Below are 22,444 nucleotides of genomic sequence, written 5' to 3' on the forward strand. Positions count from 1 at the left end.
GACCTGGTCGTGTTCGATCGACTTTCGCATGCTCGCAAGCGCCGCATGGCACGCACTGCTGTTCCGGTCACGGCAGCGGCACTGCTGATCGGACTGCTGCCCGCACAGGCCATTGCGCTTCCCCCGGATCCGGCGAAGGCGGAGATCGGGCGGGAGACGCTCACCCTGGAGGAGCTTGAGAAGGAAGAGCCGATCCCAGGCGAAGAGTTCAGCCTGGACCGCTCGACGTTGCGTGCCAAGGTGCCCAAGGACCGGCTTGAAGCACCCGCCAGCACTGTCACGCCACCCGCCGGATCGGCGCAGGTCGACTTCAATTCGCCCACTACGTCGGCCTCGGCCCGAAGCTCAGCACAAGCAGCGCAGCAAGTGGGCATGAAACCTGCCGGTACTTTGCCGGTGAGCGTCGGTCAGGCAGTCGGTCAGTCTGCACCGACAGGCATATGGCAGGTCATGGTTCCGCGGCGCGATACCGCATTGGGCCAGGGCGCCGACGGTGCCGTCATCGTCGTGGAAGCCCCCGCCGGCGGAGCGGTCCCAGTCTCTGTGAAGCTCGACTACACCAAGTTCGAGAACCTCTACGGCGCCGACTGGGCATCCCGCCTCCGCTTCGTACAGTTCCCGGACTGCTATCTGGACACGCCGGACGACGAAGCGTGCCAGGCGTACGAGGAACTGGAGACCACGAACGACACCGCGTCGGCATCGCTCACGGCCACGGTCGACCCCGCAGCCGACGGCACGGTGACACCTGCCTTGGCAAGGTCCGTGAAGCCTTCGAACTCCGGTGTCATCCAAGCGGCTTACCGAAAGGCGACACCGATCGCCACCGCGGGCAGTGGCACGGCGGTGATCGGCGCTGTCGATTCCGGAACAGGCGGTGGTGGCACCTTCAAGGCGACACCGCTTTCCTCGGACGGCAAGTGGACGGCTGGTGGGTCATCGGGCGCGTTCAGCTGGTCCTACCCCCTCACCGTGCCGGACCCGCCGGCAGGACCGACTCCGACGATCTCTTTCGAATACAGCTCACAGAGCGTGGACGGTCGTACGTCCGTAGCCTCTCCCCAGGCCTCCTGGATCGGCGAAGGCTGGTCATACGACCCCGGCTACATCGAACGCCGCTACCGCGCCTGCCAGGACGACCGCAAGACCCTCAAGGCCGGAACTCCCAACAACACGGCCAAGAAGGACAAGACCTCCGACCTGTGCTGGGTTTCGTACAACGCGGTGATGTCACTGGGCGGCAAGACCACTGAGCTGGTCCGGGACGCGGCATCCGGCAGCAACCCCGACAAGGACACCGAGGTCTACCGTCCGCAACAGGACGACGGCACCCGGGTCGAACACCGTGTGGGTGGCACGAACGACGACAACAACGGCGAGTACTGGGTCGTCAGCACCACCGACGGCACCCAGTACTACTACGGCCAGAACACGGTCGGCGGAGGCCACGCGACCACCGACTCCGTCTCCACCGTCCCTGTCTTCGGCAACCACGAGGGCGAGCCGTGCCACGCCACGGCCTTCGCCGACTCCCGCTGCGGCGCCGGCAAGCAGCAGGCTTGGCGCTGGGGCCTGGACAAGGTCGTCGACGTCAACGGCAACACGATGATCGTCAACTGGAAGCAGGAGTCCAACTACTACGCCGTTCGCGAGAAGTTCAAGTCTCCCGAGCAGTACGACCGTTACGCCTACCCGGCGTCCATCGAGTACGGCATGCGACCTGACGGCCTGACCAAGCCGTCGGCGACCGTGGACTTCGGCGTCAAGCAGCGCTGCCTCAAGTCGGTCTCGGTCTGCACCGAAGCCAACTTCGCCAAAACCGACGACCCGGGCGCCTATCGTCCTTGGTGGGACACCCCCGGCAACCTCAACTGCAAGTCCACGTCAAAGATGTGCCAAGCGTTTCCGTCTTTCTGGACGCAGATGCGCCTGGACACGGTCACGACGAAGGCGGCTCGCGCGGGCCAGGCGGTCATGGGTCCGGTCGACAAGTACACGCTTCGCCAGTCCTTCCCCGAGGCCTGGTACGACACAGCCCCCGGCCTGTGGCTCAACTCCATCACCCGCACCGGCTACGCGCCCGGAGACACGACTGGCACCGTGCAGTCCGACTACGGCGTGAGTTTCGCGCCGTACACGGTCGGTTCCTCCTCGCCCCTGCAGGGCCGGCTCCGGGACCGCCAACTGCCGAACCTGGTGCTGAAGAATAAGAGCGACCAGCGTCCCGGCTTCACCCGCCCTCGCATCGGAACCGTCTCCACGGAGAACGGTGGGGACATCCAGGTCGAGTACACGGGCGGCTGCGCCACTGAGCCCACGGAGGACAAGGGAAGGAGCAACGGCACCTGCTTCCCGGTGCGCTGGTCTCCCGATGGCGACGAAAAGACTCCTGCCAAGGCTTGGTTCAACAAGTACGTCGTCGAGAAGGTGACCGAGACGGACAAGGTCACCTCCCGAGGAAAGCCGGTCACCACGGAGTACGAATACTCCGGATCGGCCTGGGCCAAGAACGACGACGAGTTCACCCGCCCCGCTCTGCGCACCTACAGCGACTGGCGCGGCTACCGGCAGGTGAAGGTCACCAAGGGCGAGACGGTCGTCTCCGAGGTCGGAGAGGCGCCGTCCCAGTCCCTCTCCGTGACCCGCTATCTCCAGGGCGTCGGCGGTGCGGTGAAGGACTCCACCGGTGCCTACACGCTCGCCGCGGACGACGCACCGCAGTACGCCGGCATGACCGCGGAGACCATCACCTATCGCGACTCCAACGGCGAGGTTCTCAACCGCAGCCTCAACTTCCCGTGGTCTCAGCAGACAGCCTCCCGAGCCCGCGAGAACGAGGACGGCACCACCGCGGACCCGCTGCTCGCTCACCGCACCGGTGTCAAACGAACCGACGACATTCAGACCCTGGACTCGGGGTGGCGCGCTGTGCGCACACTCACCACCGTCGATGACACTTATGGACTGCCCGAGCAGATCGAGACGGCTGTCGTCGAGCCCAATGGCACCGCCGAGACCCTCTCCGACCAGACGTGCACCAAGACGTCGTACCTCCACAACACCACGGCCTGGCTGATCGGGCTGCCGAAGGAGCAACGCAGCACGGGCACTTCGTGTGCGGCACACGACACCGCGGACCCGGCCACCAAACTCAAGTCGGCCGTGCGGTTCTCCTACGACGGCCTCTCCTACGGCGCGACCCCGACCAGGGGCATGGCCACCTCGAAGGCCGAGATCGACGGTGCCGGTACGGCGTACTCCTTTGTCGTCACGACCACGTACGACCCACTGGGCAGGGTCCGTACCGTCACGTCGCCCGGCAAGGGCACGACGGAGACCAAGTACACCCCGGCTGACGAGGGTGGTCCGGTCACCGAAGTGAGGTCCTACGACGCCAAGAACTACGAGACCATCACGACCTACGACCCGGGGCGTGGCCTCCCTCTCACGGTGACCGACCCCAACGGCCGTGTCACCCGCACCGAGTACGACGCTCTCGGCCGCCTGGTGAAGGGCTGGTCCCCGTCCCGCTCAGGCGCGGGACAGCCGCCGAACGTGCAGATCGCCTACCAGGCGGCCATCGCAACGAGCGAGGTGAACCGTCCGGCGGCAGTGACCGTCAAGACTCTGAAGGACGACGGTTCCTACGCCGCGAACATCACCCTGTACGACGGTCTGGGGCGCGAGGTCCAGCAGCAGGCGGAGGCGCATGGCCCCGGCCGCATCATCGTGGACACCAAGTACGACGACCACGGCCTCGTGCAGGAGAAGACGGGGGGCTATCTGGCGAAGGGCGAACCCGAGGCGGTTCTGTTCGCCCCCAAGTCGAACTGGTTGTTCCCCTCCTGGACCGAATACCGCTACGACGGCCTGGAACGGGAAGTACGGTCGCAGGTCTACCAGGGCGACCAGTACAAGTACGCGACCTACACGTCGTACGGCCTCTCCTCCACGTTCGTGGATCCGGCGGGCTCGACCCTGCCGAAGACCTGGACCGCCTACGACGCCCTCGGCCGCCCCACCATGCTGAAGCACTACACCCAGGGCAGCTCCGACGCGGGCCGCCTGACCACCTACGAGTACGACGCGAGGGGCAACCGCTCCAAAGTCACCGACCCGGCGGGCAACGCCTGGACGTACACCTACGACGCCCGAGGCAGGGTGACATCCGCGACCGACCCGGACACCGGCACCACGGACACCTGGTACGACGTGGCCGACCGCCCCGACCATGTGCGGAGTGAGCTCGGTCTGCACACCTACACCGAGTACGACATCCTCGGACGCGTCCTGAAGGTGCGGCAGGGCTCCACGACCGCCACTCCGGTCAAGGAGTACACCTACGACGAAGCGCCCGGCGGCATCGGACAGCCGCTCTCCTCCAAGCGGCACACCGACACCGGTGACTACGTCAGCCGCGTCACCGGTTACGACGCCGAGTACAACGTCACCGGCAGCGAGACGGTCATCCCGGCTAACTCGATGACGACGGGACTTTCGGGCACGTACGCGTACACCTACACGTACACACCGACAGGCAAACCGCTGTCCGTCACCCTGCCCGCCGCAGGCGGACTGGCACGGGAGAAGGTCGTCACCCGTTACAACGGCGACGGCCTGCCGGAATCGACCTCCGGCCAGACCTGGTACACCTCCGACGCCACCTACTCGCCTTACGGCGAGGTACTGCGTGCCGTCTCCGGATCCCAGCCCTACCGCGTCTGGACGACGAACTTCGTCAACCCCTTCAACGGCAGCCTCCAACGCACGGTCACGGACCGCGAGACAGCTGGCCCGCATCGCATCGCGGACAACTACTACTCCTACGACGCCTCCGGGACGATCACCTCCAGCGCGCGCCAACTCGGTGACCCGGCGGACAAGGTCTGGGACACCCAGTGCTTCACCTACGACGTGCTGGGCGAACTGGTGCATGCCTGGACGTCCAATGTCGCGCCGGCCGGCGACGGAACGGGCTGCAAGGCTGCGAGCGGTGCGGCCTGGGGCTATCGCACTGACTACGCGACGTCCTCGGGCCCCGTCACCGATGCCCCCGACGAGTCGACGGATGCCGCAACTCCGGACTCGGCACTGAAGTCGACGCTTGCGGCCGCCGCTCCGGACGCCACGACCGTCTCCACGGGTGCCACCGCCTACCGCCAGTCGTTCACCTTCGACTGGCTCGGCAACCGCGCCACCATGACCGAACACGACACGGCGGACGCGACGAAGAACGTCACCCTCACCTACGGCTACGGCAAGACGGTCGATGCGACGCCGACCACTCCGGCGTACCGGACGCAGCCGCACACGATGACGACGGTCAGCTCGAACCCGTCGGGTAGGGGCAGCTCCTACATCTACGACACAACGGGCAACAACACCGTCCGGGCCCTGTCCGGCGCCACCCAGAACCTCGTCTGGTCGCAGGAGAACAAGCTCGACTCGATCACCGCCGGTGGCAACAAGACGACGTACGTCTACGACGCCGCGGGCAACCGCCTTTTGGAGAACTCTGCTTCGGGCTCGACCCTGTACCTGGGCGAGACGGAGCTGACGACGAATGTGACCGGCACCATCACCAAGGCGTCGCGTTCCTACGCCCAGGCCGGCGCACCCACAGTCGTCCGCTCGACGACCAACGGCGCGACGACGGGCCACAAGCTCAGTGTCCTGATCTCCGACAACCTCGGCACGGCGAACACGTCTGTCGACTTGGCCAGTGGTCAGACGGTCAACCGCCGCGATTTCAAGCCCTACGGCGATGTGCGTGGAGCGAAGCCGTCGAACTGGCCCAACAAGCGCAGCTACTTGGGCGTCGGTATTGACGACACGGCCTCCGGCCTGACGCATATCGGGGCGCGCGAGTACGACCAGGCCTCGGGCCGCTTCCTCTCCGCGGACCCGATCTTCGACATCGCGGACCCGCTTCAGATGAACGGGTACGCGTACAGCCACAACAGTCCTGTGTCGCGCAGCGACCCGACCGGTCTGCTCGACCTAGTAAAGGAGGAGTCCGAACACGCGAAGCAGCGCGGGCAGCGGCGCGCCGACATCATCAAAGAAAAGTATACGAAGGCGCATGACACCACAATCGTGATGTACATGGCCTGGTTGCGCCTGCTTCAGCCCAAGGGGGGCGGAAAGGTTACGGTGGACCTTGGCCAGACGATGGGGTATCGGAACCCCGAGAATTACATCCGCAAGGCGGGGAAGAGGGGGAAAGGTGGCTGGGCGGACCTCCTTTATTGGACTGATGACACTGTCTACGTCTGGGATGTGAAGAATTTTGGAGGAAAAGCCGAAATCGACGGTGACGCAGAGGTGAAGAAGTACGTAAAGGCCCTTCAGGAGCAACTCCGAGGGAATGAGAAGACCAATAAAATGAAGGTTAAAATCGGTTTCAATATGTTCCCGCTCAAGGGACCGAATTTGTTCAAGCCGGATGAGTGGGTGGACGCCTTCCCTTCAGTGAAGAGCGAAGGCGTGATCGCATACAGGGCGAAGAAAGTGGATCGCACTCCGCCCAGAAATCCGAACCCTCCAGTTAATGATCCGGTGAACGTGAAGAATCCGTGGTACAAGAAGGTGACAAATAGTGCCTCGGATTGGTGGCATGAGAACGTCGGGAATCATGACTGGTCGAGAGGTCCGTTTGACTTCGGTGAAGGCGGCTCGAATGCACCGCTGATTCCTCCGCTCTCTGGCCCTCTGGTAGCCTATTGACCCTGCGCGTTCCTGGAAGGCGGAATTCAAGCATGAACGTTTCCATTTTTCCTCTAGAGGCTGCGGAGATCGACTCCGGGTTCGAGAATGTAGTGGCAAAATTTCGCGCTTTGGAATCTGATAGTGAATCCGTCGACACTTACTGTGATCTAGGCGAGGAGGGAGCGGCTATCGAAAAGCTACTCCTGAGTGCCGGTGCGGGAGATATCGCTCGTCTCGCCGTTTCCGGCGATAGCGTCCTTGGCGATGACCGTGTCGGTACGGTGTGTACCTTTCTTTCTGTGGCCGAAGTGCGGCGAGTCAGCTCATTCCTTACCGCAGTGAGTGTCGAGAGCGTGATGAGTCAGGCGCCAGAGTTGCTCTCCGAGATCATTAGCGGTGCTATTCCGCAGGGGTATCTGGAAGACCTGGCCGAATATTTCATAGAGATGCGTGAAGTGTTCCGGCGAGCTGATCGCGAAGGTCTGTGTGTGGCGCATATTTACGAAGGATGAAAGAATTCACGCGATGTTCGGGTTTCGATATTCCTGCTATTTGTGTCGGTCGTGAATTTTGTCTTTCGCTGCGTGCGCAGCGAAAGAGGCCCATGCGAACGACGGGAAAGTCAGGCTCGGGCCTTCCTTGCCCTTTGAGTCGCGGACGTGGACCGTCGCGGGGGTCGCGGCTATCTCGACGCAGTTCGAACTGTCGCCGCTGTAGCTGGACTTCTGCCAGTGGAGGATCTGCACCGTACGGCCCTTTCACGTGTCCTGGACGAGGTGGTGGATGAGGTCCCGTGACTGAGTGGTGTCGAGTGCGCAGGTCTCCATATGGTCGAGCACGGCACGGTACTTGCTCAACCAGGCCTCCGTGTCGAGGAAGCCGCAGCCGCCGTGGTGCGTGTCCAGTTGGACCGTGGCGAGCTGGGGGACTGCGCCCTCGACGTAGTCGAAGGACTGACCTGTACTCGGGAAGAACTTCGCGCCGAAGGGGATCACCCGGACTGTGACATGGGCCAGTTCGCTCATGTCCAGCAGATGCTCGAGTTGGCCGCGTGCGACAGCGGGGCCACCGAAGCCCATGCGCAGGGCGCTCTCGTGGATGAATGCCGAGTACGGCGGCGGATCTTCCCTGTGCAGGATGCCCTGCCGCTTGATGCGGTGGGTGAGGCGGTGCTCGATCTCGTACTGCCGCATGGGCGGTACGACTGCCCGGAAGAGGGCTCGGGCATGGTCGGTGGTCTGCAGCAGTGCGGGGATGTGGATCACGAGGGCCACCCGGAACCCCGTTGCGTGGTGCTCCAGTTCGGCCAGGTCGACCAGCGCCGCCGGTAGGTGATCGCGATACGTCTCCCACCAATCGAGGGTCCGTCTCCCCGTCATGTCGGCCAGGGCGTCGATCAGGGCCTCGTCGGAGCAGGCGTAAGCGGACGCCATGGCGCGGACTCGGTCGGCGCTGAGAGCGCTGCGGCCAGTCTCGATCATGCTGATGCGCCCTTGGTTGACGCCGAACAGGGAGGCGGCACCGGTCGTGGTGAAGCCGGCCTGCTCTCGGAGTTTGCGCAGTTCGGCGCCGAGTCGGCGCTGGCGCAGGGTGGGGTTGCTGGTGGGCGGCAAAGCGCGTCCTTCCGGGCGGCGGCACGGCGGTCGTGTAACCCACACGAAGTAACAACGGGTGCATCTCTTCGATTCGGAAGATGTATCTCCCGTGAACCCCTACTGTACTTCTTGTCGCCCGACTCCCCGCCCATAAGCCGGAAGCGCACCCACCCAGGCACTGCCACCGCCCGGCGCGGCCGTTGAGCGAGTCGTCGTGGTCCCCTTCCATCCGCCGGAGGTATCCGATGGTCACCGTAGCCCTGCCCGACACCTGGGTGTACGCCCTTCGCCTGCCCTATGACCCGAGAGCCGCACGAGTCGCACGTACGACCGTGCGGGCCGCGTTGAAAGGCCACGGCATGACCGAAGTCCTCGACGTCGTCGAGCTGTTGACGTCGGAACTCGTCACCAACGCCTACCGGCACGCCAAGGGCCCCGCGTCCCTGCGGCTGACGGCGCTCGGGGAGGGGCGGCTACGGGTCGGGGTGTGGGACGCCCACCCCTATATCCCCGCTCCCTTCGCCGAGCCTCCCGGCGATCGGCTGCAACCCTCCCCGGTGGGGGACGCCGGAGGACGTGGACTGTTCCTCGTGCAGGAGTTCGCCGACTCGTGGGGTGGCTGGTCGCTGGGGGACGGGCTTCTCGACCGGGGTGCCGGGAAGCTGCTGTGGTTCGAGGTGGGCCGGGGTGGCCGGTGCGGCCGGACGCCTTGAGAAGTCCGGCAGCGACTGTCGTACGGGCCCGAGCCCGGCATACTGCCGCTGTGGCCGAGGACGTGGACGGAAGCCGGAGAGCGCCCTCCCGCTGGGATCACGGCGCGGTCCTCGATCCCGAAGACGTGAAGCTGCTGATGCGTGACCTCGTCGACCGGGGTTTGCCCCAGGACGTGATCGGCGTCCGTGCGGCGTGCCGCTACTACTCCGTGATCGAGCTGGAGCTGGTGCAGCAGTTGCAGCAGCCGGGCGCGGGGAACGAGGGGGAATCCGGCCTCGTCGAGCTGCGCGACCGGCTGGAGAGCGTCGTATGGGTGAGTGACGAGGAGTTCGCGGCCCACGGACTCGGCCCTGAGGAGATCGCCGAGCTGCGGCGATGGGCCTTGGACTGGGAGTCCGACCTCGGGCTCCGGCTGGCCGAGGAGTACGACGACCCCGTGGGCGCCGGCGAGTGAAGTGGCCGACCGGGCCTCACACCGCCGCCTCACGGCGCTGAGCTGTTCGTAACACAAAGCCTCCACGACCTCTCATCCCGCCCCCCGCCGGGGTGAGAGCAACGTTCCTTTCCGGTCACCCTGTGCCACAGGCAGGAAACGCGTCGTCCCTACCTTCGGGATCAGCCACTCGAAGCAGGACCGAGCCCCGTCGCACCGTGGAGGCGTCATGACAGCCCCTAGTACAGCCCCCGCACCCCCGAGCAGGGGCGGCCGCTGGATCCAGCAGTGGGATCCCGAGGACGAGACCTTCTGGAAGGAGACCGGCGAGAAGGTCGCCAAGCGGAACCTGCTCTTCTCCGTTCTCTCCGAGCACATCGGGTTCTCGGTCTGGACCATGTGGTCCGTGCTGGTGCTCTTCATGGGCCCGGAGTACGGGCTCACCCCGGCCGACAAGTTCCTGCTCACGTCGATGGTCACGCTCGTCGGTGCCGTCGTCCGCGTCCCCTACACCTTCGCCGTCGCGATCTTCGGCGGGCGGAACTGGACGATCATCTCGGCCAGCCTGCTCCTCGTCCCCACCATCGCCGCGTTCACCGTGATGAAGCCGGGGACCTCGTTCAACACCTTCCTGCTGGTCGGCCTGCTGGCCGGTATCGGTGGCGGCAACTTCGCGTCGTCCATGACGAACATCAACGCGTTCTTCCCCCTGCGTAAGAAGGGGTGGGCCCTCGGGCTCAACGCCGGCGGCGGCAACATCGGCGTCCCGGTCATCCAGCTGATCGCCCTCGCGATCATCGGCGCCAGCGGCGGACCCCGGGTGCTGCTCGGGATCTACATCCCGCTGATCCTCGTCGCCGCCGTCCTCTCCGCGCTCTTCATGGACAACATCGAGAACGTGAAGAACGACACCGGCGCCGCCAAGGACGCCGCGAGGGACGGCCACACCTGGATCATGTCCTTCCTCTACATCGGCACGTTCGGCTCCTTCATCGGCTACAGCTTCGCCTTCGGCCAGGTGCTGACCAACCAGTTCGGCCGGACCCCGCTGGAGGCCGCGTACGTCACCTTCATCGGCCCGCTGCTCGGCTCGCTGATCCGTCCCCTGGGCGGCGCGCTGGCCGACAAGTACGGCGGCGCGAAGATCACGCTGTGGAACTACGTCGGGATGGGCGCCGCGACCGGCGTCCTCATCGCCGCCAGCATGGCGAAGTCGCTCGGACTGTTCACCGTCGCGTTCGTGGTGCTGTTCGTCCTCAGCGGCCTCGGCAACGGCTCGACCTTCAAGATGATCCCCGGCATCTTCCACACGAAGGCCCTGGGCAAGGGGCTCGAAGGCGAAGCGGCCGCCGCCTACGGACGCCGTCTCTCCGGTGCCTCCATGGGCCTGATCGGCGCGGTCGGCGCACTCGGCGGCGTCGGCATCAACCTCGCCTTCCGCCAGTCCTTCCTCTCCTACGGCTCCGGAACCGGCGCGTTCGTCGCCTTCCTCGCCTTCTACGCGGCCTGCTTCCTGGTCACCTGGGCCGTATACCTTCGCCGCTCGGCCACCCAGGGCCAGGCCACGACCGCCTCAGAGGCGAAGCCGCAGCTCAGCTACGCCGAGGTGTGACGTAACACTGACGACATGAAGCGGAACCGAGCCTGTCACGAGCCGTTGACAGGCTCGGTCGGCATGTAGGTCGGACGACAGACTGCGGGACGACAGCCATGTACGACGAACAGCAGCCAGCAGAGCAACACGGCCCCCTCGCGGGGTTCACCGTGGGCGTCACAGCCGCGCGCCGGGCCGACGAACTCGGTGCGCTGCTCCAGCGCCGCGGAGCCGCTGTACTGCACGCGGCCGCCCTGCGGATCGTGCCCCTCTCCGACGACAGCGAACTACTGGCGGCGACGAAGGAACTGATCGATCAGGCGCCCGACGTCGTGATCGCCACGACCGCCATCGGCTTCCGGGGCTGGATCGAGGCCGCCGAGGGGTGGGGGCTCGGTGAGCCGCTCCTCGACCGGCTGGGCGGGGTGGAGCTGCTCGCGCGCGGACCCAAGGTCAAGGGGGCCGTACGGGCCGCAGGGCTGACGGAGGACTGGTCGCCGTCGTCCGAGTCCATGGCCGAGGTGCTCGACCGGCTCCTTGAGGAGGGCGTCGAGGGGCGCCGGGTCGCCATCCAGCTGCACGGTGAACCGCTGCCGGGGTTCGTGGAGGCGCTCAGGGCCGCGGGCGCGGAGGTCGTGGGGGTGCCGGTGTACCGGTGGATGCCGCCGGAGGACCTCGCGCCGCTGGACCGTTTGCTGGACGCGGCCGTCTCGCGCGGGCTTGACGCGCTGACGTTCACGAGCGCGCCCGCCGCGGTGTCCCTGCTGTCGCGGGCCGAGGACCGGAGCCTGCTGCCGGAACTGCTCGCCGCGCTCAACCACGACGTGCTGCCCGCGTGTGTCGGGCCGGTGACCGCGCTGCCCTTGCAGGCGCAGGGAGTGGACACGGTGCAGCCGGAGCGCTTCCGGCTCGGACCGCTCGTGCAGCTGCTGTGCCAGGAACTGCCCGGGCGAGCCCGGTCGCTGCCCGTCGCCGGCCACCGGGTGGAGATCCGGGGGCACGCGGTGCTGGTCGACGGGGCGCTGCGGCCGGTACCGCCCGCGGGGATGTCGTTGCTGCGGTCGCTGTCGCGACGGCCCGGCTGGGTGGTGTCCCGCGCCGAGCTGCTGCGGGCGCTGCCGGGTGCCGGTCGTGACGAACACGCGGTGGAGACGGCCATGGCCCGCCTCCGTACGGCCCTCGGGGCGCCGAAGCTGATCCAGACGGTGGTGAAACGGGGGTACCGGCTGGCGCTGGACCCGGCGGCGGACGCGAAGTACTCCGACGTGTGAGGGGTTCGCCCCCGCCGCCCCTACCCGTCCCGTCCTCCGGGGGCTCCGCCCCCGGACCCCCGCTCCTCAAACGCCGGAGGGGCTGGATCCAGGTACCGCTCCCGGTCCGGGGGGTTCCGGCGGCGGGAGCGGGGAGGCACTGTTAGAGGGAGCCCCGAAGCGGCACCCCTAGGCGGTGACAGGCACATGGCACTGGGTACGGCCACGGTCGCGTACGAGCTGCGCTTCGACGCCGGACGGATCTGTCTCGACCTCCTCGCGACCACCCATCCCGAGGAACGCCTCGACTCGACGCAGGTGCTGTGCGCCTGGATCGTCGGTGCGGGGCTGGTGCCGGACGGGACCGGCCTGACGCACGCGGACCCCTCCTGGCTCGTCGGCTTCCGCGAACTGCGCGGCTGGATCGGACAGTTGGTGCGCGAGGGTCCCGGGCACGGCTACGACCTCGCGCTCGCCCACGTCAACGACGCCGCTCGCGCCGCACCCCCGGCCCCGCGGGCGGTGTCCGGTGCGGACGGCGCCCTGGTGCGGGAGTTGGACGGTCCGCCCGATTGCGCGGCACTGCTCGGGGCCGTCGCCAGGGACGCCGTGGAACTGCTCACCGACCCGGTCGCGCGGCTGGGGATCAGAGAGTGCGAAGGGGACAACTGCACCATCGTGTACCTGGATACATCACGGGGGCGCAGGAGGCGCTGGTGCTCCAGTGAGGTGTGCGGAAACCGCGAAAGAGTGGCCCGGCACCGGAGGCGCGCGGCCGTCCTCCGCGCCTGACTGGTCGTTATGTCCCTTCTGTGGAGGGCCTGTCGACGTGATTTCGATTACATGTCGTTTACTCGCTCAACCTCACGGGCCGTAGTCGTGATCTTGCCGATGTGGCGGAAATGTAAAGATCGCGCGGCGGGAATGTGCGCGCATGTCCTGTCTCGTCACGTCACTCAGAAGAAAACTGTCGTAGCACTTTGAACACCCGGCACCCCCCTTCCGTACCTGTTGGTGAGCGACCGACTGGGGGAACCCCCGGACATCGGAGGTGGGCGTGCGCAAGGATTCTGTCGTGGCCAATGAACGTGGATCGAGGGCCCGACATCGCATGTCCCAGCCCTCGGAACCTGATGAGGAGCTGATGCGTGCCCTGTACAGGGAGCATGCCGGACCTCTCCTTGCGTATGTCCTCCGGTTGGTTGCGGGAGACCGCCAGAGAGCCGAGGACGTGGTGCAGGAGACGCTCATCCGTGCCTGGAAGAACGCCGGACAGCTCAATCGAGCGACCGGATCGGTACGCCCCTGGCTGGTGACGGTCGCCCGGCGCATCGTCATCGACGGACACCGCAGCCGGCAGGCCCGGCCGCAGGAGGTCGACCCGTCACCGCTGGAGGTCATCCCCGCGGAGGACGAGATCGACAAGGCGCTGTGGTTGATGACGCTGTCGGACGCGCTCGACGACCTGACCCCGGCCCACCGGGAGGTGCTCGTCGAGACGTACTTCAAGGGGCGTACCGTCAACGAGGCGGCCGAGACCCTGGGCATACCCAGCGGCACCGTCCGCTCGCGGGTGTTCTACGCCCTGCGGTCGATGAAGCTCGCACTGGAGGAGCGGGGGGTGACGGCGTGATGAGTGTGTACGGGGGTAACCAGGGGTTCGGTACAGGTGGTTCGGGTATGTCAGGTTCCATGATGGGATCTCCGGTGCCGAACGAGCACGAGACCGTCGGCGCCTACGCCCTCGGGATCCTCGACGACGCCGAGGCGACCGCCTTCGAGGCCCACCTCGCGACCTGCGAATGGTGCGCTCAGCAGCTCGACGAGCTCGCCGGCATGGAGCCGATGCTCGCCGCCCTCGCGGACCTGCCGGGCTCCGGCACACCCGCGATCGGGGAGTCGCTCTCCGCGAAGCCCAGCCCACGCATCGTGAACAAGCTCGTGGACGAGGTCGCGGAGCGCCGTGCGCACAAGCGGCGCCGCAGCTTCTACATGGTCGCGGCCGCGGCCGCCCTGATCATCGGCGGTCCGTTCGTCGCGATGGCGGCGAGCGGCGGCGACTCGGGCACCCAGCCCAAGCAGGGCCAGGTCCTCGCGAGTACCGCGAAGGAACTCTTCGAGTCCATGACCGACAAGGTCTCCGGCACCGACCCCTCGACCGGGGTCAGCGCGACCGTCGCCATGCAGCAGAAGGACTGGGGCACCTCGCTCGGTCTGGAGCTGAAGGGCGTCAAGGGACCGCTCAAGTGCTCCCTCATCGCGGTCGCCGACAACGGCGAACGCTGGACTGCGTCCACCTGGTCCGTCGGCAAGTGGGGCTACGGCCTCACGGACGGCAAGACCCCGGAGTCCAAGAAGCCGCTCTACATCGGCGGGGCCGTCGCCCCGGCACAGGGCGACATCGACCACTTCGAGGTCGTCGACTCCAACGGCAAGAAGCTGGTCGAGGTCGACGCGTAACTTCCCGCCCGGGCCCCCCTTCGCGTACGGTTGACGGCTGCCCAGCACGTCAGAAGGGGGCCCGGTGGCCGCTCAGGCTCAACCGACCGCGGTCGACTCGGTTTCCGACTCAGTTCGGGACCGCGAGATCAGCGTGGAACAGGAACATCTGGACCGGGTGTACCGGCGCCTCGAGGAGAAGATCCACGAGGCGGAGTTCCTGATGAACGACGCGGCCAAGCGCGGCCAGGTGGGCACACCCGGCGCGCTCGCGGAGCGGGACGCCCAGGTCTTCCGGGCCGGCGTCCACCTCAACCGCCTCAACAACGAGTTCGAGGACTTCCTCTTCGGCCGGATCGACCTGCTCCTCGGCAGGGACGGCAAGAAGGGCCCGGACGGCGCCTACACCGCCGTGGAACCCGCCGAAGGCGCGGTCCGGGAGGACAACACCGCGGACATCGCGGAGACCCTGCACATCGGCCGGATCGGCGTCCTGGACTCCGAGTACGCCCCGCTGGTCATCGACTGGCGGGCCCCCGCCGCAGCGCCCTTCTACAGGTCCACTCCGGTGGATCCCGGGCGTGTCGTACGGCGCCGCGTCATCCGGTCCAAGGGCCGCAGGGTGCTCGGTGTCGAGGACGACCTCATGCGCCCCGAGCTCAAGGCCCTCCTCGACGGCCAGGAGCTGCCCGTCATCGGCGACGGTGCCCTGATGGCCGCGCTCGGACAGGCCCGCAGCCACACCATGCGGGACATCGTCGCCTCCATCCAGGCCGAGCAGGACATGGTCATCCGGGCCCCCGCGGCCTCGGTGACGTACGTCGAGGGCGGCCCCGGCACGGGCAAGACCGCCGTGGCCCTGCACCGGGCCGCGTACCTGCTCTACCAGGACCGCCGTCGCTACGCGGGCGGCATCCTCATCGTCTCGCCCACACCCCTGCTCGTCGCGTACACCGAGGGCGTCCTGCCGTCCCTCGGCGAGGAGGGCCAGGTCGCCATCCGGGCGATCGGCTCCCTGGTCGACGGCGTCGAGGCCACCGTGTACGACTCCCCGGCCGTGGCCCGCGCCAAGGGGTCGTACCGGATGCTGAAGGTCCTGCGGAAGGCCGCGCGGGGGGCACTGGAGGCAGGCACCCACGGCAGGGGGAGCGGTCCGGGGCAGCGGGCCTTCGGCGAGCCCGGCGCGCCCGGCCAGCTCGCCTTCGGCGAGGAGGACACGCCCGAGGCCGCCCCCGCGGGAACTCCCTCCCGCCTCCGCGTCGTCGCCTTCGGGCGCCGGCTCGAACTGGAGGCGGACGAGCTGGAACGTATCCGCCAGTCCGCCCTCAGCGGCACCGCGCCCGTCAACCTGTTGCGGCCCCGGGCCCGCAAGCTGCTCCTGGACGCCCTGTGGGCGCGGTCCGGGTCGGGTAGCCGGCACACCGACCCGGAGCTGGCCGCCGAACTGCGGTCGTCGTTCGACGAGGACATCACCTCGGAGGACAGCTTCATCGCGTTCCTCGACGCCTGGTGGCCGGAGCTCACCCCGAAGTCCGTCCTCGACGCCATGGCCGACGAGCGGCGCCTGGGTCGCTGGGCCCGCCGGATCCTCAACCCCGGCGAGATCCGCAGGGTCGCCCGCTCCCTGAGACGCGACGGCCTCTCCGTGCACGACATCGCCATGCTCGACGAGCTCCAGGCGATCCTCGGCGTCCCGGCCCGCCCGCGCAGGAGGCGGGACCTGGATCCGCTCGACCAGCTCACGGGCCTGGAGGAGCTGATGCCGGTCCGCGAGGAGACGCAGCGCGAGCGGGCCGAGCGGCTCGCCCAGGAACGGGTCGAGTACGCCCACGTCATCGTCGACGAGGCACAGGACCTCACGCCGATGCAGTGGCGCATGGTCGGCCGCCGCGGCCGGCACGCCACCTGGACGGTCGTGGGAGACCCGGCCCAGTCCTCCTGGTCCGACCCCGACGAGGCCGCCGAGGCCCGCGACGAGGCCCTCGGCACCCGCCCTCGCCGCCGATTCCAGCTCACCGTCAACTACCGCAACCCCTCCGAGATCGCCGACCTCGCGGCCAAGGTCCTCGTGCTGGCCATGCCCGGCGCGATCTCCCCCTCGGCCGTACGGTCCACCGGCGTCCAGCCGCGCTTCACGGTCGTACGCAAGACGCTGGGCGAGACCGTCCGCGAGGAGGCGGCCCGGCTCCTCGACCTCGTCGACGGCACCGTCGGCGTCGTCGTCGCCATGAACCGGCGCGAGGAGGCGGCCCGCTGGCTCACCGGGCTCGGCGACCGCGTGGTCGCGCTCGGCAGCCTGGAGGCCAAGGGCCTGGAGTACGACGCGTCGATCGTCGTCTCCCCGGCCGAGATCGCCGACGAGTCACCGGCCGGGCTGCGCGTGCTGTACGTCGCGCTCACCCGGGCCACTCAGCAGCTGACGGTGGTGTCCGCGGACCGCGACCAGCCAAACGCGGAAGGGGTGCCGGATCTGCTGAGAGATTGAACTCTCGGCACGGGAATGGTCTTTCGGGATCCGTTTGTTAGCCTGGGTGTGACACCGGCCCGATCCAAGCCCCCGGGCCCAACCTTCGTCGCCACGAGCGACCACTTGCCGCGAGGCGAGCATGGCGGGTCGGTGTCACTGACCTGGTGAGAGGCTCACGTCCGACGGGACGTGAGCCTCTTCGCATGAGCGCCCCCGTGAACACAAAGTCCGCAATCCGGTGCGGCTAACCCCTACTCGTCAGTAGGTGCGACCATCGGACGGCATCAGCGTCACAGGTGAAAGCAGAGGAAGTCGGCCATGGCAACGGCGCCCAGCGTCTCCTACTCGATTACGGTCCGGCTGGAGGTGCCCGCGAGCGGCACCGCGGTCTCCCAGATCACCACGGCCGTAGAGTCCCACGGAGGCTCGGTGACCGGCCTCGACGTGACCGCGTCCGGCCACGAGAAGCTCCGCATCGACGTCACCATCGCCGCGTCCTCCACCGCGCACGCCGACGAGATCGTCCAGCAGCTGCGCGGCATCGAGGGCGTCACGCTCGGCAAGGTGTCCGACCGTACGTTCCTCATGCACCTCGGCGGCAAGATCGAGATGGCGTCGAAGCACCCCATCCGCAACCGTGACGACCTCTCGATGATCTACACGCCGGGTGTCGCCCGCGTCTGCATGGCCATCGCCGAGAACCCCGAGGACGCCCGCCGCCTCACCATCAAGCGCAACTCCGTTGCGGTCGTGACGGACGGCTCGGCCGTGCTGGGCCTGGGCAACATCGGCCCGATGGCCGCCCTCCCGGTCATGGAGGGCAAGGCGGCCCTCTTCAAGCGGTTCGCCGGCATCGACGCCTGGCCGATCTGCCTGGACACCCAGGACACCGACGCGATCGTCGAGATCGTCAAGGCGATCGCCCCCGGGTTCGCCGGCATCAACCTCGAGGACATCTCCGCTCCGCGCTGCTTCGAGATCGAGGCCCGGCTGCGCGAGGCCCTCGACATCCCCGTCTTCCACGACGACCAGCACGGCACCGCGATCGTCTGCCTCGCCGCCCTGACGAACGCACTGCGCGTCACCGGCAAGGCGATCGAGAACATCCGGGTCGTCATGTCCGGCGCCGGCGCGGCCGGTACCGCCATCCTCAAGCTGCTCATCGCCGCTGGCGTCAAGAACGCCGTCGTCGCCGACATCCACGGCGTCGTGCACGCAGGCCGCGAGGACCTCGTCGACGCCGCTCCGGGCTCGGCGCTGCGCTGGATCGCCGACAACACCAACCCCGAGAACCTCACCGGAACGTTGAAGGAGGCCGTGCGCGGCGCCGACGTCTTCATCGGCGTCTCGGCCCCGAACGTCCTCGACGGCGCCGACGTGGCCGCCATGGCCGAGGGTGCGATTGTGTTCGCGCTCGCGAATCCCGACCCCGAGGTCGACCCGACGATCGCCCGTGAGACGGCGGCCGTCGTGGCCACCGGCCGCTCCGACTTCCCCAACCAGATCAACAACGTGCTGGTCTTCCCGGGTGTCTTCCGCGGTCTGCTGGACGCTCAGTCCCGCACCGTCAACACGGAGATGATGCTCGCGGCAGCGAAGGCGCTCGCGGACGTCGTGACCGAGGACGAGCTGAACCCGAACTACATCATCCCGAGCGTGTTCAACGACAAGGTCGCGGGCGCGGTCGCGGGCGCGGTGCGGGACGCGGCGAAGGCCGCGGGGGCGACGGCATAGGGCCGCGTCTACAGTGGGCGTCGGCTGTGAGGATCGCCACGGTGGCCCTCCGGCCCGGCGCGTCGCGAAACGGGGCGCTTCACGCCACCCTCTATGGTGGCGCCACGCCCAGGCCCCAGTTCGTGTGACCCCCTAGGGTGTTCTCACGAGTCCTGCGGGTGCCGGATTGGCTTTCCCGCAGCAGGTAGGGGCAGGATGCGTCACTGGGCGCGAGCGCATCGGCTTCGCTGTGCCACGTGTGCGGCCCCGCCGCCGCGAGGCACACCCCAACGGCAAGAAGAACACGGGAGTAACAACATGAACCGCAGTGAGCTGGTGGCCGCGCTGGCCGACCGCGCCGAGGTGACCCGCAAGGACGCCGACGCCGTTCTGGCCGCGTTCGCCGAGACCGTCGGCGAGATCGTCGCCAAGGGTGACGAGAAGGTCACCATCCCCGGCTTCCTGACCTTCGAGCGCACCCACCGTGCCGCCCGTACCGCGCGCAACCCGCAGACCGGTGACCCGATCCAGATCCCGGCCGGCTACAGCGTCAAGGTTTCGGCGGGCTCCAAGCTCAAGGAAGCCGCCAAGGGCAAGTAAGCGCTCCGCTACGAGCGCCGGGTGACTGCGGGCCGTCCTTCGGCTGTCGGACGCCCGTGGCCGGCCGCGCTCATGCGGCCCCGCGCCCCTTCGGGGCGCTCAGCACAACGCCGATGGGGCGGTCACCCGGACTCGGGTGACCGCCCCATCGACGTGTGTACGACCGCGCCGTCACCCGAGTGTTCGGGGCCGGAGCCACGGGGTGCGGTCATGCGGATGGGGCGGCCACCCGGCGTGGGGGCCGCCCCATTTGCGCAGGGTCGCCTACGGCTATCCGAGTGCCTTGCCCGGCAGTTCCACCTTCGCGCCGAGTTCCACGAGCTTCTCCATGAAGTTCTCGTAGCCGCGGTTGATGAGGTCGATGCCGTGGACGCGGGAGGTGCCCTGGGCGGCGAGGGCCGCGATGAGGTACGAGAAGCCGCCGCGCAGGTCGGGGATGACCAGGTCGGCGCCCTGGAGGCGGGTCGGGCCCGAGACGACCGCCGAATGGAGGAAGTTGCGCTGGCCGAAGCGGCAGTCCGAGCTGCCCAGGCACTCGCGGTACAGCTGGATGTGAGCACCCATCTGGTTCAGCGCGGAGGTGAATCCGAGGCGGGACTCGTACACCGTCTCGTGGACGATCGACAGGCCCGTGGCCTGCGTCAGGGCGACCACCAGCGGCTGCTGCCAGTCCGTCTGGAAGCCCGGGTGCACGTCGGTTTCGAGCGCGATGGACTTCAACTGGCTGCCGGGGTGCCAGAAGCGGATGCCCTGGTCGTCGATCTCGAAGGCGCCACCCACCTTCCGGTAGGTGTTCAGGAACGTCATCATCGAGCGCTGCTGGGCGCCGCGGACGTAGATGTTCCCCTCGGTTGCCAGCGCCGCGGACGCCCAGGAGGCCGCCTCCAGGCGGTCCGGCAGGGCCGCGTGGTTGTAACCGCCGAGCTGGTCCACACCGGTGACGCGGATGGTCCGGTCGGTGTCCATCGCGATGATGGCGCCCATTTTCTGCAGGACGCAGATCAGGTCCTCGATCTCCGGCTCCACGGCCGCGTTCGAGAGCTCGGTGACGCCCTCGGCGAGGACGGCGGTGAGCAGTACCTGCTCGGTCGCGCCCACCGACGGGTACGGCAGCCGGATCTTCGTGCCGCGCAGCCGCCGGGGCGCCTCCAGGAACTGACCGTCCGCGCGCTTCTCGATCGTCGCGCCGAACTGCCGCAGCACCTCGAAGTGGAAGTCGATGGGCCGGCCGCCGATGTCGCAGCCGCCGAGGCCGGGGATGAACGCGTGCCCGAGGCGGTGCAGCAGCGGACCGCACAGGAGGATCGGGATGCGGCTCGACCCCGCGTGGGCATCGATGTCGGCGACGTTGGCGCTCTCGACATGGGTCGGGTCCATCACCAGCTCGCCCGGTTCCTCACCCGGACGGACCGTCACCCCGTGCAGTTGCAGCAGCCCTCGTACGACTCGCACGTCTCGGATGTCCGGAACGTTGCGCAGTCGACTCGGTCCGCTGCCCAGCAGGGCGGCGACCATGGCCTTCGGTACGAGGTTCTTCGCACCGCGGACACGGATCTCACCCTCCAGCGGGGTTCCGCCGTGGACAAGCAGTACGTCGTCTGAGCCGATGACGGTCATGTATCTCGCGTTCCGATGAGTCGGGCAGGGACCAGAAGGGAAAGGGTAATCGCCGCCTACCCCCCTTCTGTAAGCCCAAGTGCCACCCAGCCACGTCATAGCTCTGTCACAACACGGGCCGTTCCCTGTCGGGCACATGGGGTCACGGGCGCGTGTCGCACGCCCGGGGCGCACGGTTGCGCTCTGAGCTGCAACCTCGGCGGTGAACGCATTGCCTCCACACTTCGCGGGAAGATGCGGGATCATGTCTGGCATGACCGAGGTGTCCTCGCTCACAGGGCGGTTGCTCGTGGCAACGCCCGCCCTGGCGGACCCGAACTTCGACCGCGCGGTGGTGCTTCTTCTCGACCACGACGAGAAGGGCTCGCTCGGCGTGGTCCTCAACCGCCCCACCCCGGTGGACGTCGGCGACATCCTGGAGGGCTGGGCGGACCTCGCAGGCGAACCCGGTGTCGTCTTCCAGGGCGGCCCGGTCTCCCTGGACTCGGCCCTGGGGGTCGCCGTCATACCCGGCGGCGGGGCCGTCGACGGGACTCCGCTGGGCTGGCGCAGAGTGCACGGCGCGATCGGGCTGGTCGACCTGGAGGCCCCGCCCGAGCTGCTCGCCTCGGCCCTCGGCAGCCTGCGCATCTTCGCCGGTTACTCCGGCTGGGGCCCCGGCCAGCTGCAGGACGAGCTGGTGGACGGGGCCTGGTATGTCGTCGAGTCGGAACCCGGCGACGTCTCCTCGCCGTCCCCGGAGAGACTCTGGCGCGAGGTGCTGCGCCGCCAGCGCAACGAGCTCGCGATGGTGGCCACCTACCCGGACGACCCTTCGCTCAACTGATGCATGTGACCTTCAGTACTCTTGGGTTCATGAGCACTCTCGAGCCCGAGCGCGGGACTGGTACGGGGACCCTCGTAGAGCCGACGCCGCAGGTGTCCCACGGTGACGGCGACCACGAGCGCTTCGCCCACTACGTCCAGAAGGACAAGATCATGGCGAGCGCCCTCGACGGGACTCCCGTCGTGGCGCTGTGCGGCAAGGTGTGGGTGCCCGGCCGCGATCCCAAGAAGTACCCCGTGTGCCCCATGTGCAAGGAGATCTACGAGTCCATGGGCTCCGGGGACGACGAGGGCGGCAAGGGCGGCGACAAGTAGTCCGGTCCGTCCTGTGACGCTCTGAGGATTTCGAAGGCCCCCCGGGGCGCGTTTCGGCGCGCTCCGGGGGGCCTTCGTGTGCGCCGGAGCGGGCCGAGGGTCACGAAGTGGTAGAGACCTCTTGTGGGCGTGTTCATGTAACCCATAACCTCCGTTGCGTTGAGCGAAACCGTC

Annotated in this window: 17 protein-coding genes; 14 read left to right on the forward strand and 3 right to left on the reverse strand. The window is 67.8% G+C overall.

Translation table 11 applies throughout. From position 1 onward, the window contains the following. Nucleotides 1-45 precede the first annotated feature (45 nt). Both ACZ48Z_RS35250 and ACZ48Z_RS35255 read left to right on the forward strand, forming a co-directional pair. The gene (locus ACZ48Z_RS35250; protein WP_468739982.1) at nt 46-6,726 is read left to right on the forward strand and encodes an RHS repeat domain-containing protein; all 6,681 of its coding nucleotides are present in this window, start codon (nt 46-48) and stop codon (nt 6,724-6,726) included. A 32-nt stretch (nt 6,727-6,758) separates the two neighbouring features. After that, complete coding sequence (locus ACZ48Z_RS35255) at nt 6,759-7,220, forward strand: DUF1877 family protein (protein WP_468739983.1); 462 nt, start codon at nt 6,759-6,761, stop codon at nt 7,218-7,220. Between the two features lie 36 nt (nt 7,221-7,256). Here ACZ48Z_RS35255 and ACZ48Z_RS35260 read toward each other — a convergent pair whose 3' ends face one another. Further along, nucleotides 7,257-7,454: a DUF397 domain-containing protein gene (locus ACZ48Z_RS35260; protein WP_468739984.1), complete on the reverse strand. Its 198-nt coding sequence runs from the start codon at nt 7,452-7,454 to the stop codon at nt 7,257-7,259. Nucleotides 7,455-7,466: 12 nt separating this feature from the next. After that, entirely contained in the window at nt 7,467-8,321 is an 855-nt protein-coding gene (locus ACZ48Z_RS35265; protein WP_468739985.1) for a helix-turn-helix domain-containing protein, read from the reverse strand. A 227-nt stretch (nt 8,322-8,548) separates the two neighbouring features. Between ACZ48Z_RS35265 and ACZ48Z_RS35270 the strand changes: the two genes are divergently transcribed. The 10 genes from ACZ48Z_RS35270 to ACZ48Z_RS35315 all read left to right on the forward strand — a co-directional run bounded on the left by ACZ48Z_RS35270 (nt 8,549) and on the right by ACZ48Z_RS35315 (nt 19,513). Beyond that, on the forward strand, nt 8,549-9,016 hold the full coding sequence (locus tag ACZ48Z_RS35270; RefSeq protein ID WP_468739986.1) for an ATP-binding protein: 468 nt from the start codon (nt 8,549-8,551) through the stop codon (nt 9,014-9,016). A 50-nt stretch (nt 9,017-9,066) separates the two neighbouring features. Continuing rightward, nucleotides 9,067-9,471: a hypothetical protein gene (locus tag ACZ48Z_RS35275; protein ID WP_468739987.1), complete on the forward strand. Its 405-nt coding sequence runs from the start codon at nt 9,067-9,069 to the stop codon at nt 9,469-9,471. 208 nt (nt 9,472-9,679) lie between these two features. Then, on the forward strand, nt 9,680-11,062 hold the full coding sequence (locus ACZ48Z_RS35280) for a nitrate/nitrite transporter (RefSeq protein WP_468739988.1): 1,383 nt from the start codon (nt 9,680-9,682) through the stop codon (nt 11,060-11,062). 98 nt (nt 11,063-11,160) lie between these two features. Continuing rightward, nucleotides 11,161-12,315 carry a uroporphyrinogen-III synthase gene (locus ACZ48Z_RS35285; RefSeq protein WP_468739989.1) on the forward strand — a complete coding sequence of 385 codons (1,155 nt, stop codon included), beginning with the start codon at nt 11,161-11,163 and terminating at the stop codon, nt 12,313-12,315. 186 nt (nt 12,316-12,501) lie between these two features. Further along, nucleotides 12,502-13,086 carry a CGNR zinc finger domain-containing protein gene (locus tag ACZ48Z_RS35290; protein ID WP_468739990.1) on the forward strand — a complete coding sequence of 195 codons (585 nt, stop codon included), beginning with the start codon at nt 12,502-12,504 and terminating at the stop codon, nt 13,084-13,086. 319 nt (nt 13,087-13,405) lie between these two features. Further along, nucleotides 13,406-13,927 carry a sigma-70 family RNA polymerase sigma factor gene (locus ACZ48Z_RS35295; RefSeq protein ID WP_010039908.1) on the forward strand — a complete coding sequence of 174 codons (522 nt, stop codon included), beginning with the start codon at nt 13,406-13,408 and terminating at the stop codon, nt 13,925-13,927. After that, nucleotides 13,927-14,754 (forward strand): anti-sigma factor family protein, encoded by an 828-nt coding sequence (locus ACZ48Z_RS35300; RefSeq protein WP_468739991.1) that lies wholly within the window; start codon nt 13,927-13,929, stop codon nt 14,752-14,754. Before ACZ48Z_RS35295 ends, ACZ48Z_RS35300 begins: the two co-directional genes overlap by 1 nt. Before the next feature lie 64 nt (nt 14,755-14,818). Continuing rightward, nucleotides 14,819-17,218, forward strand: a complete 2,400-nt coding sequence (locus ACZ48Z_RS35305; RefSeq protein ID WP_468739992.1) for a HelD family protein — start codon at nt 14,819-14,821, stop codon at nt 17,216-17,218. Between the two features lie 300 nt (nt 17,219-17,518). Next, complete coding sequence (locus tag ACZ48Z_RS35310; RefSeq protein ID WP_468739993.1) at nt 17,519-18,934, forward strand: NAD-dependent malic enzyme; 1,416 nt, start codon at nt 17,519-17,521, stop codon at nt 18,932-18,934. A gap of 297 nt (nt 18,935-19,231) precedes the next feature. Then, on the forward strand, nt 19,232-19,513 hold the full coding sequence (locus ACZ48Z_RS35315) for an HU family DNA-binding protein (RefSeq protein ID WP_007382399.1): 282 nt from the start codon (nt 19,232-19,234) through the stop codon (nt 19,511-19,513). A 270-nt stretch (nt 19,514-19,783) separates the two neighbouring features. On the opposite strand, the gene murA is transcribed toward ACZ48Z_RS35315, so the two are convergent. After that, the gene (gene murA, locus ACZ48Z_RS35320) at nt 19,784-21,130 is read right to left on the reverse strand and encodes a UDP-N-acetylglucosamine 1-carboxyvinyltransferase (RefSeq protein WP_468739994.1); all 1,347 of its coding nucleotides are present in this window, start codon (nt 21,128-21,130) and stop codon (nt 19,784-19,786) included. Nucleotides 21,131-21,383: 253 nt separating this feature from the next. Between murA and ACZ48Z_RS35325 the strand changes: the two genes are divergently transcribed. Both ACZ48Z_RS35325 and ACZ48Z_RS35330 read left to right on the forward strand, forming a co-directional pair. Further along, the gene (locus tag ACZ48Z_RS35325; protein ID WP_468739995.1) at nt 21,384-21,956 is read left to right on the forward strand and encodes a YqgE/AlgH family protein; all 573 of its coding nucleotides are present in this window, start codon (nt 21,384-21,386) and stop codon (nt 21,954-21,956) included. 29 nt (nt 21,957-21,985) lie between these two features. Continuing rightward, nucleotides 21,986-22,270 carry a DUF3039 domain-containing protein gene (locus ACZ48Z_RS35330; protein ID WP_328747854.1) on the forward strand — a complete coding sequence of 95 codons (285 nt, stop codon included), beginning with the start codon at nt 21,986-21,988 and terminating at the stop codon, nt 22,268-22,270. The last annotated feature ends 174 nt before the right edge of the window (nt 22,271-22,444 follow it).

The organism is Streptomyces sp. NPDC031225 (assembly GCF_055570355.1).

What these genes read in the sequence shown, in the direction of transcription:
- ACZ48Z_RS35250 (WP_468739982.1), top strand. Translation starts at nt 46, where the DNA reads ATGGCACGCACTGCTGTTCCGGTCACGGCAGCGGCACTGCTGATCGGA.
- ACZ48Z_RS35255 (WP_468739983.1), top strand. Translation starts at nt 6,759, where the DNA reads ATGAACGTTTCCATTTTTCCTCTAGAGGCTGCGGAGATCGACTCCGGG.
- ACZ48Z_RS35270 (WP_468739986.1), top strand. Translation starts at nt 8,549, where the DNA reads ATGGTCACCGTAGCCCTGCCCGACACCTGGGTGTACGCCCTTCGCCTG.
- ACZ48Z_RS35280 (WP_468739988.1), top strand. Translation starts at nt 9,680, where the DNA reads ATGACAGCCCCTAGTACAGCCCCCGCACCCCCGAGCAGGGGCGGCCGC.
- ACZ48Z_RS35285 (WP_468739989.1), top strand. Translation starts at nt 11,161, where the DNA reads ATGTACGACGAACAGCAGCCAGCAGAGCAACACGGCCCCCTCGCGGGG.
- ACZ48Z_RS35290 (WP_468739990.1), top strand. Translation starts at nt 12,502, where the DNA reads ATGGCACTGGGTACGGCCACGGTCGCGTACGAGCTGCGCTTCGACGCC.
- ACZ48Z_RS35295 (WP_010039908.1), top strand. Translation starts at nt 13,406, where the DNA reads ATGTCCCAGCCCTCGGAACCTGATGAGGAGCTGATGCGTGCCCTGTAC.
- ACZ48Z_RS35300 (WP_468739991.1), top strand. Translation starts at nt 13,927, where the DNA reads ATGAGTGTGTACGGGGGTAACCAGGGGTTCGGTACAGGTGGTTCGGGT.
- ACZ48Z_RS35310 (WP_468739993.1), top strand. Translation starts at nt 17,519, where the DNA reads ATGGCAACGGCGCCCAGCGTCTCCTACTCGATTACGGTCCGGCTGGAG.
- ACZ48Z_RS35315 (WP_007382399.1), top strand. Translation starts at nt 19,232, where the DNA reads ATGAACCGCAGTGAGCTGGTGGCCGCGCTGGCCGACCGCGCCGAGGTG.
- murA (WP_468739994.1), bottom strand. Translation starts at nt 21,130, where the DNA reads ATGACCGTCATCGGCTCAGACGACGTACTGCTTGTCCACGGCGGAACC.
- ACZ48Z_RS35325 (WP_468739995.1), top strand. Translation starts at nt 21,384, where the DNA reads ATGACCGAGGTGTCCTCGCTCACAGGGCGGTTGCTCGTGGCAACGCCC.
- ACZ48Z_RS35330 (WP_328747854.1), top strand. Translation starts at nt 21,986, where the DNA reads ATGAGCACTCTCGAGCCCGAGCGCGGGACTGGTACGGGGACCCTCGTA.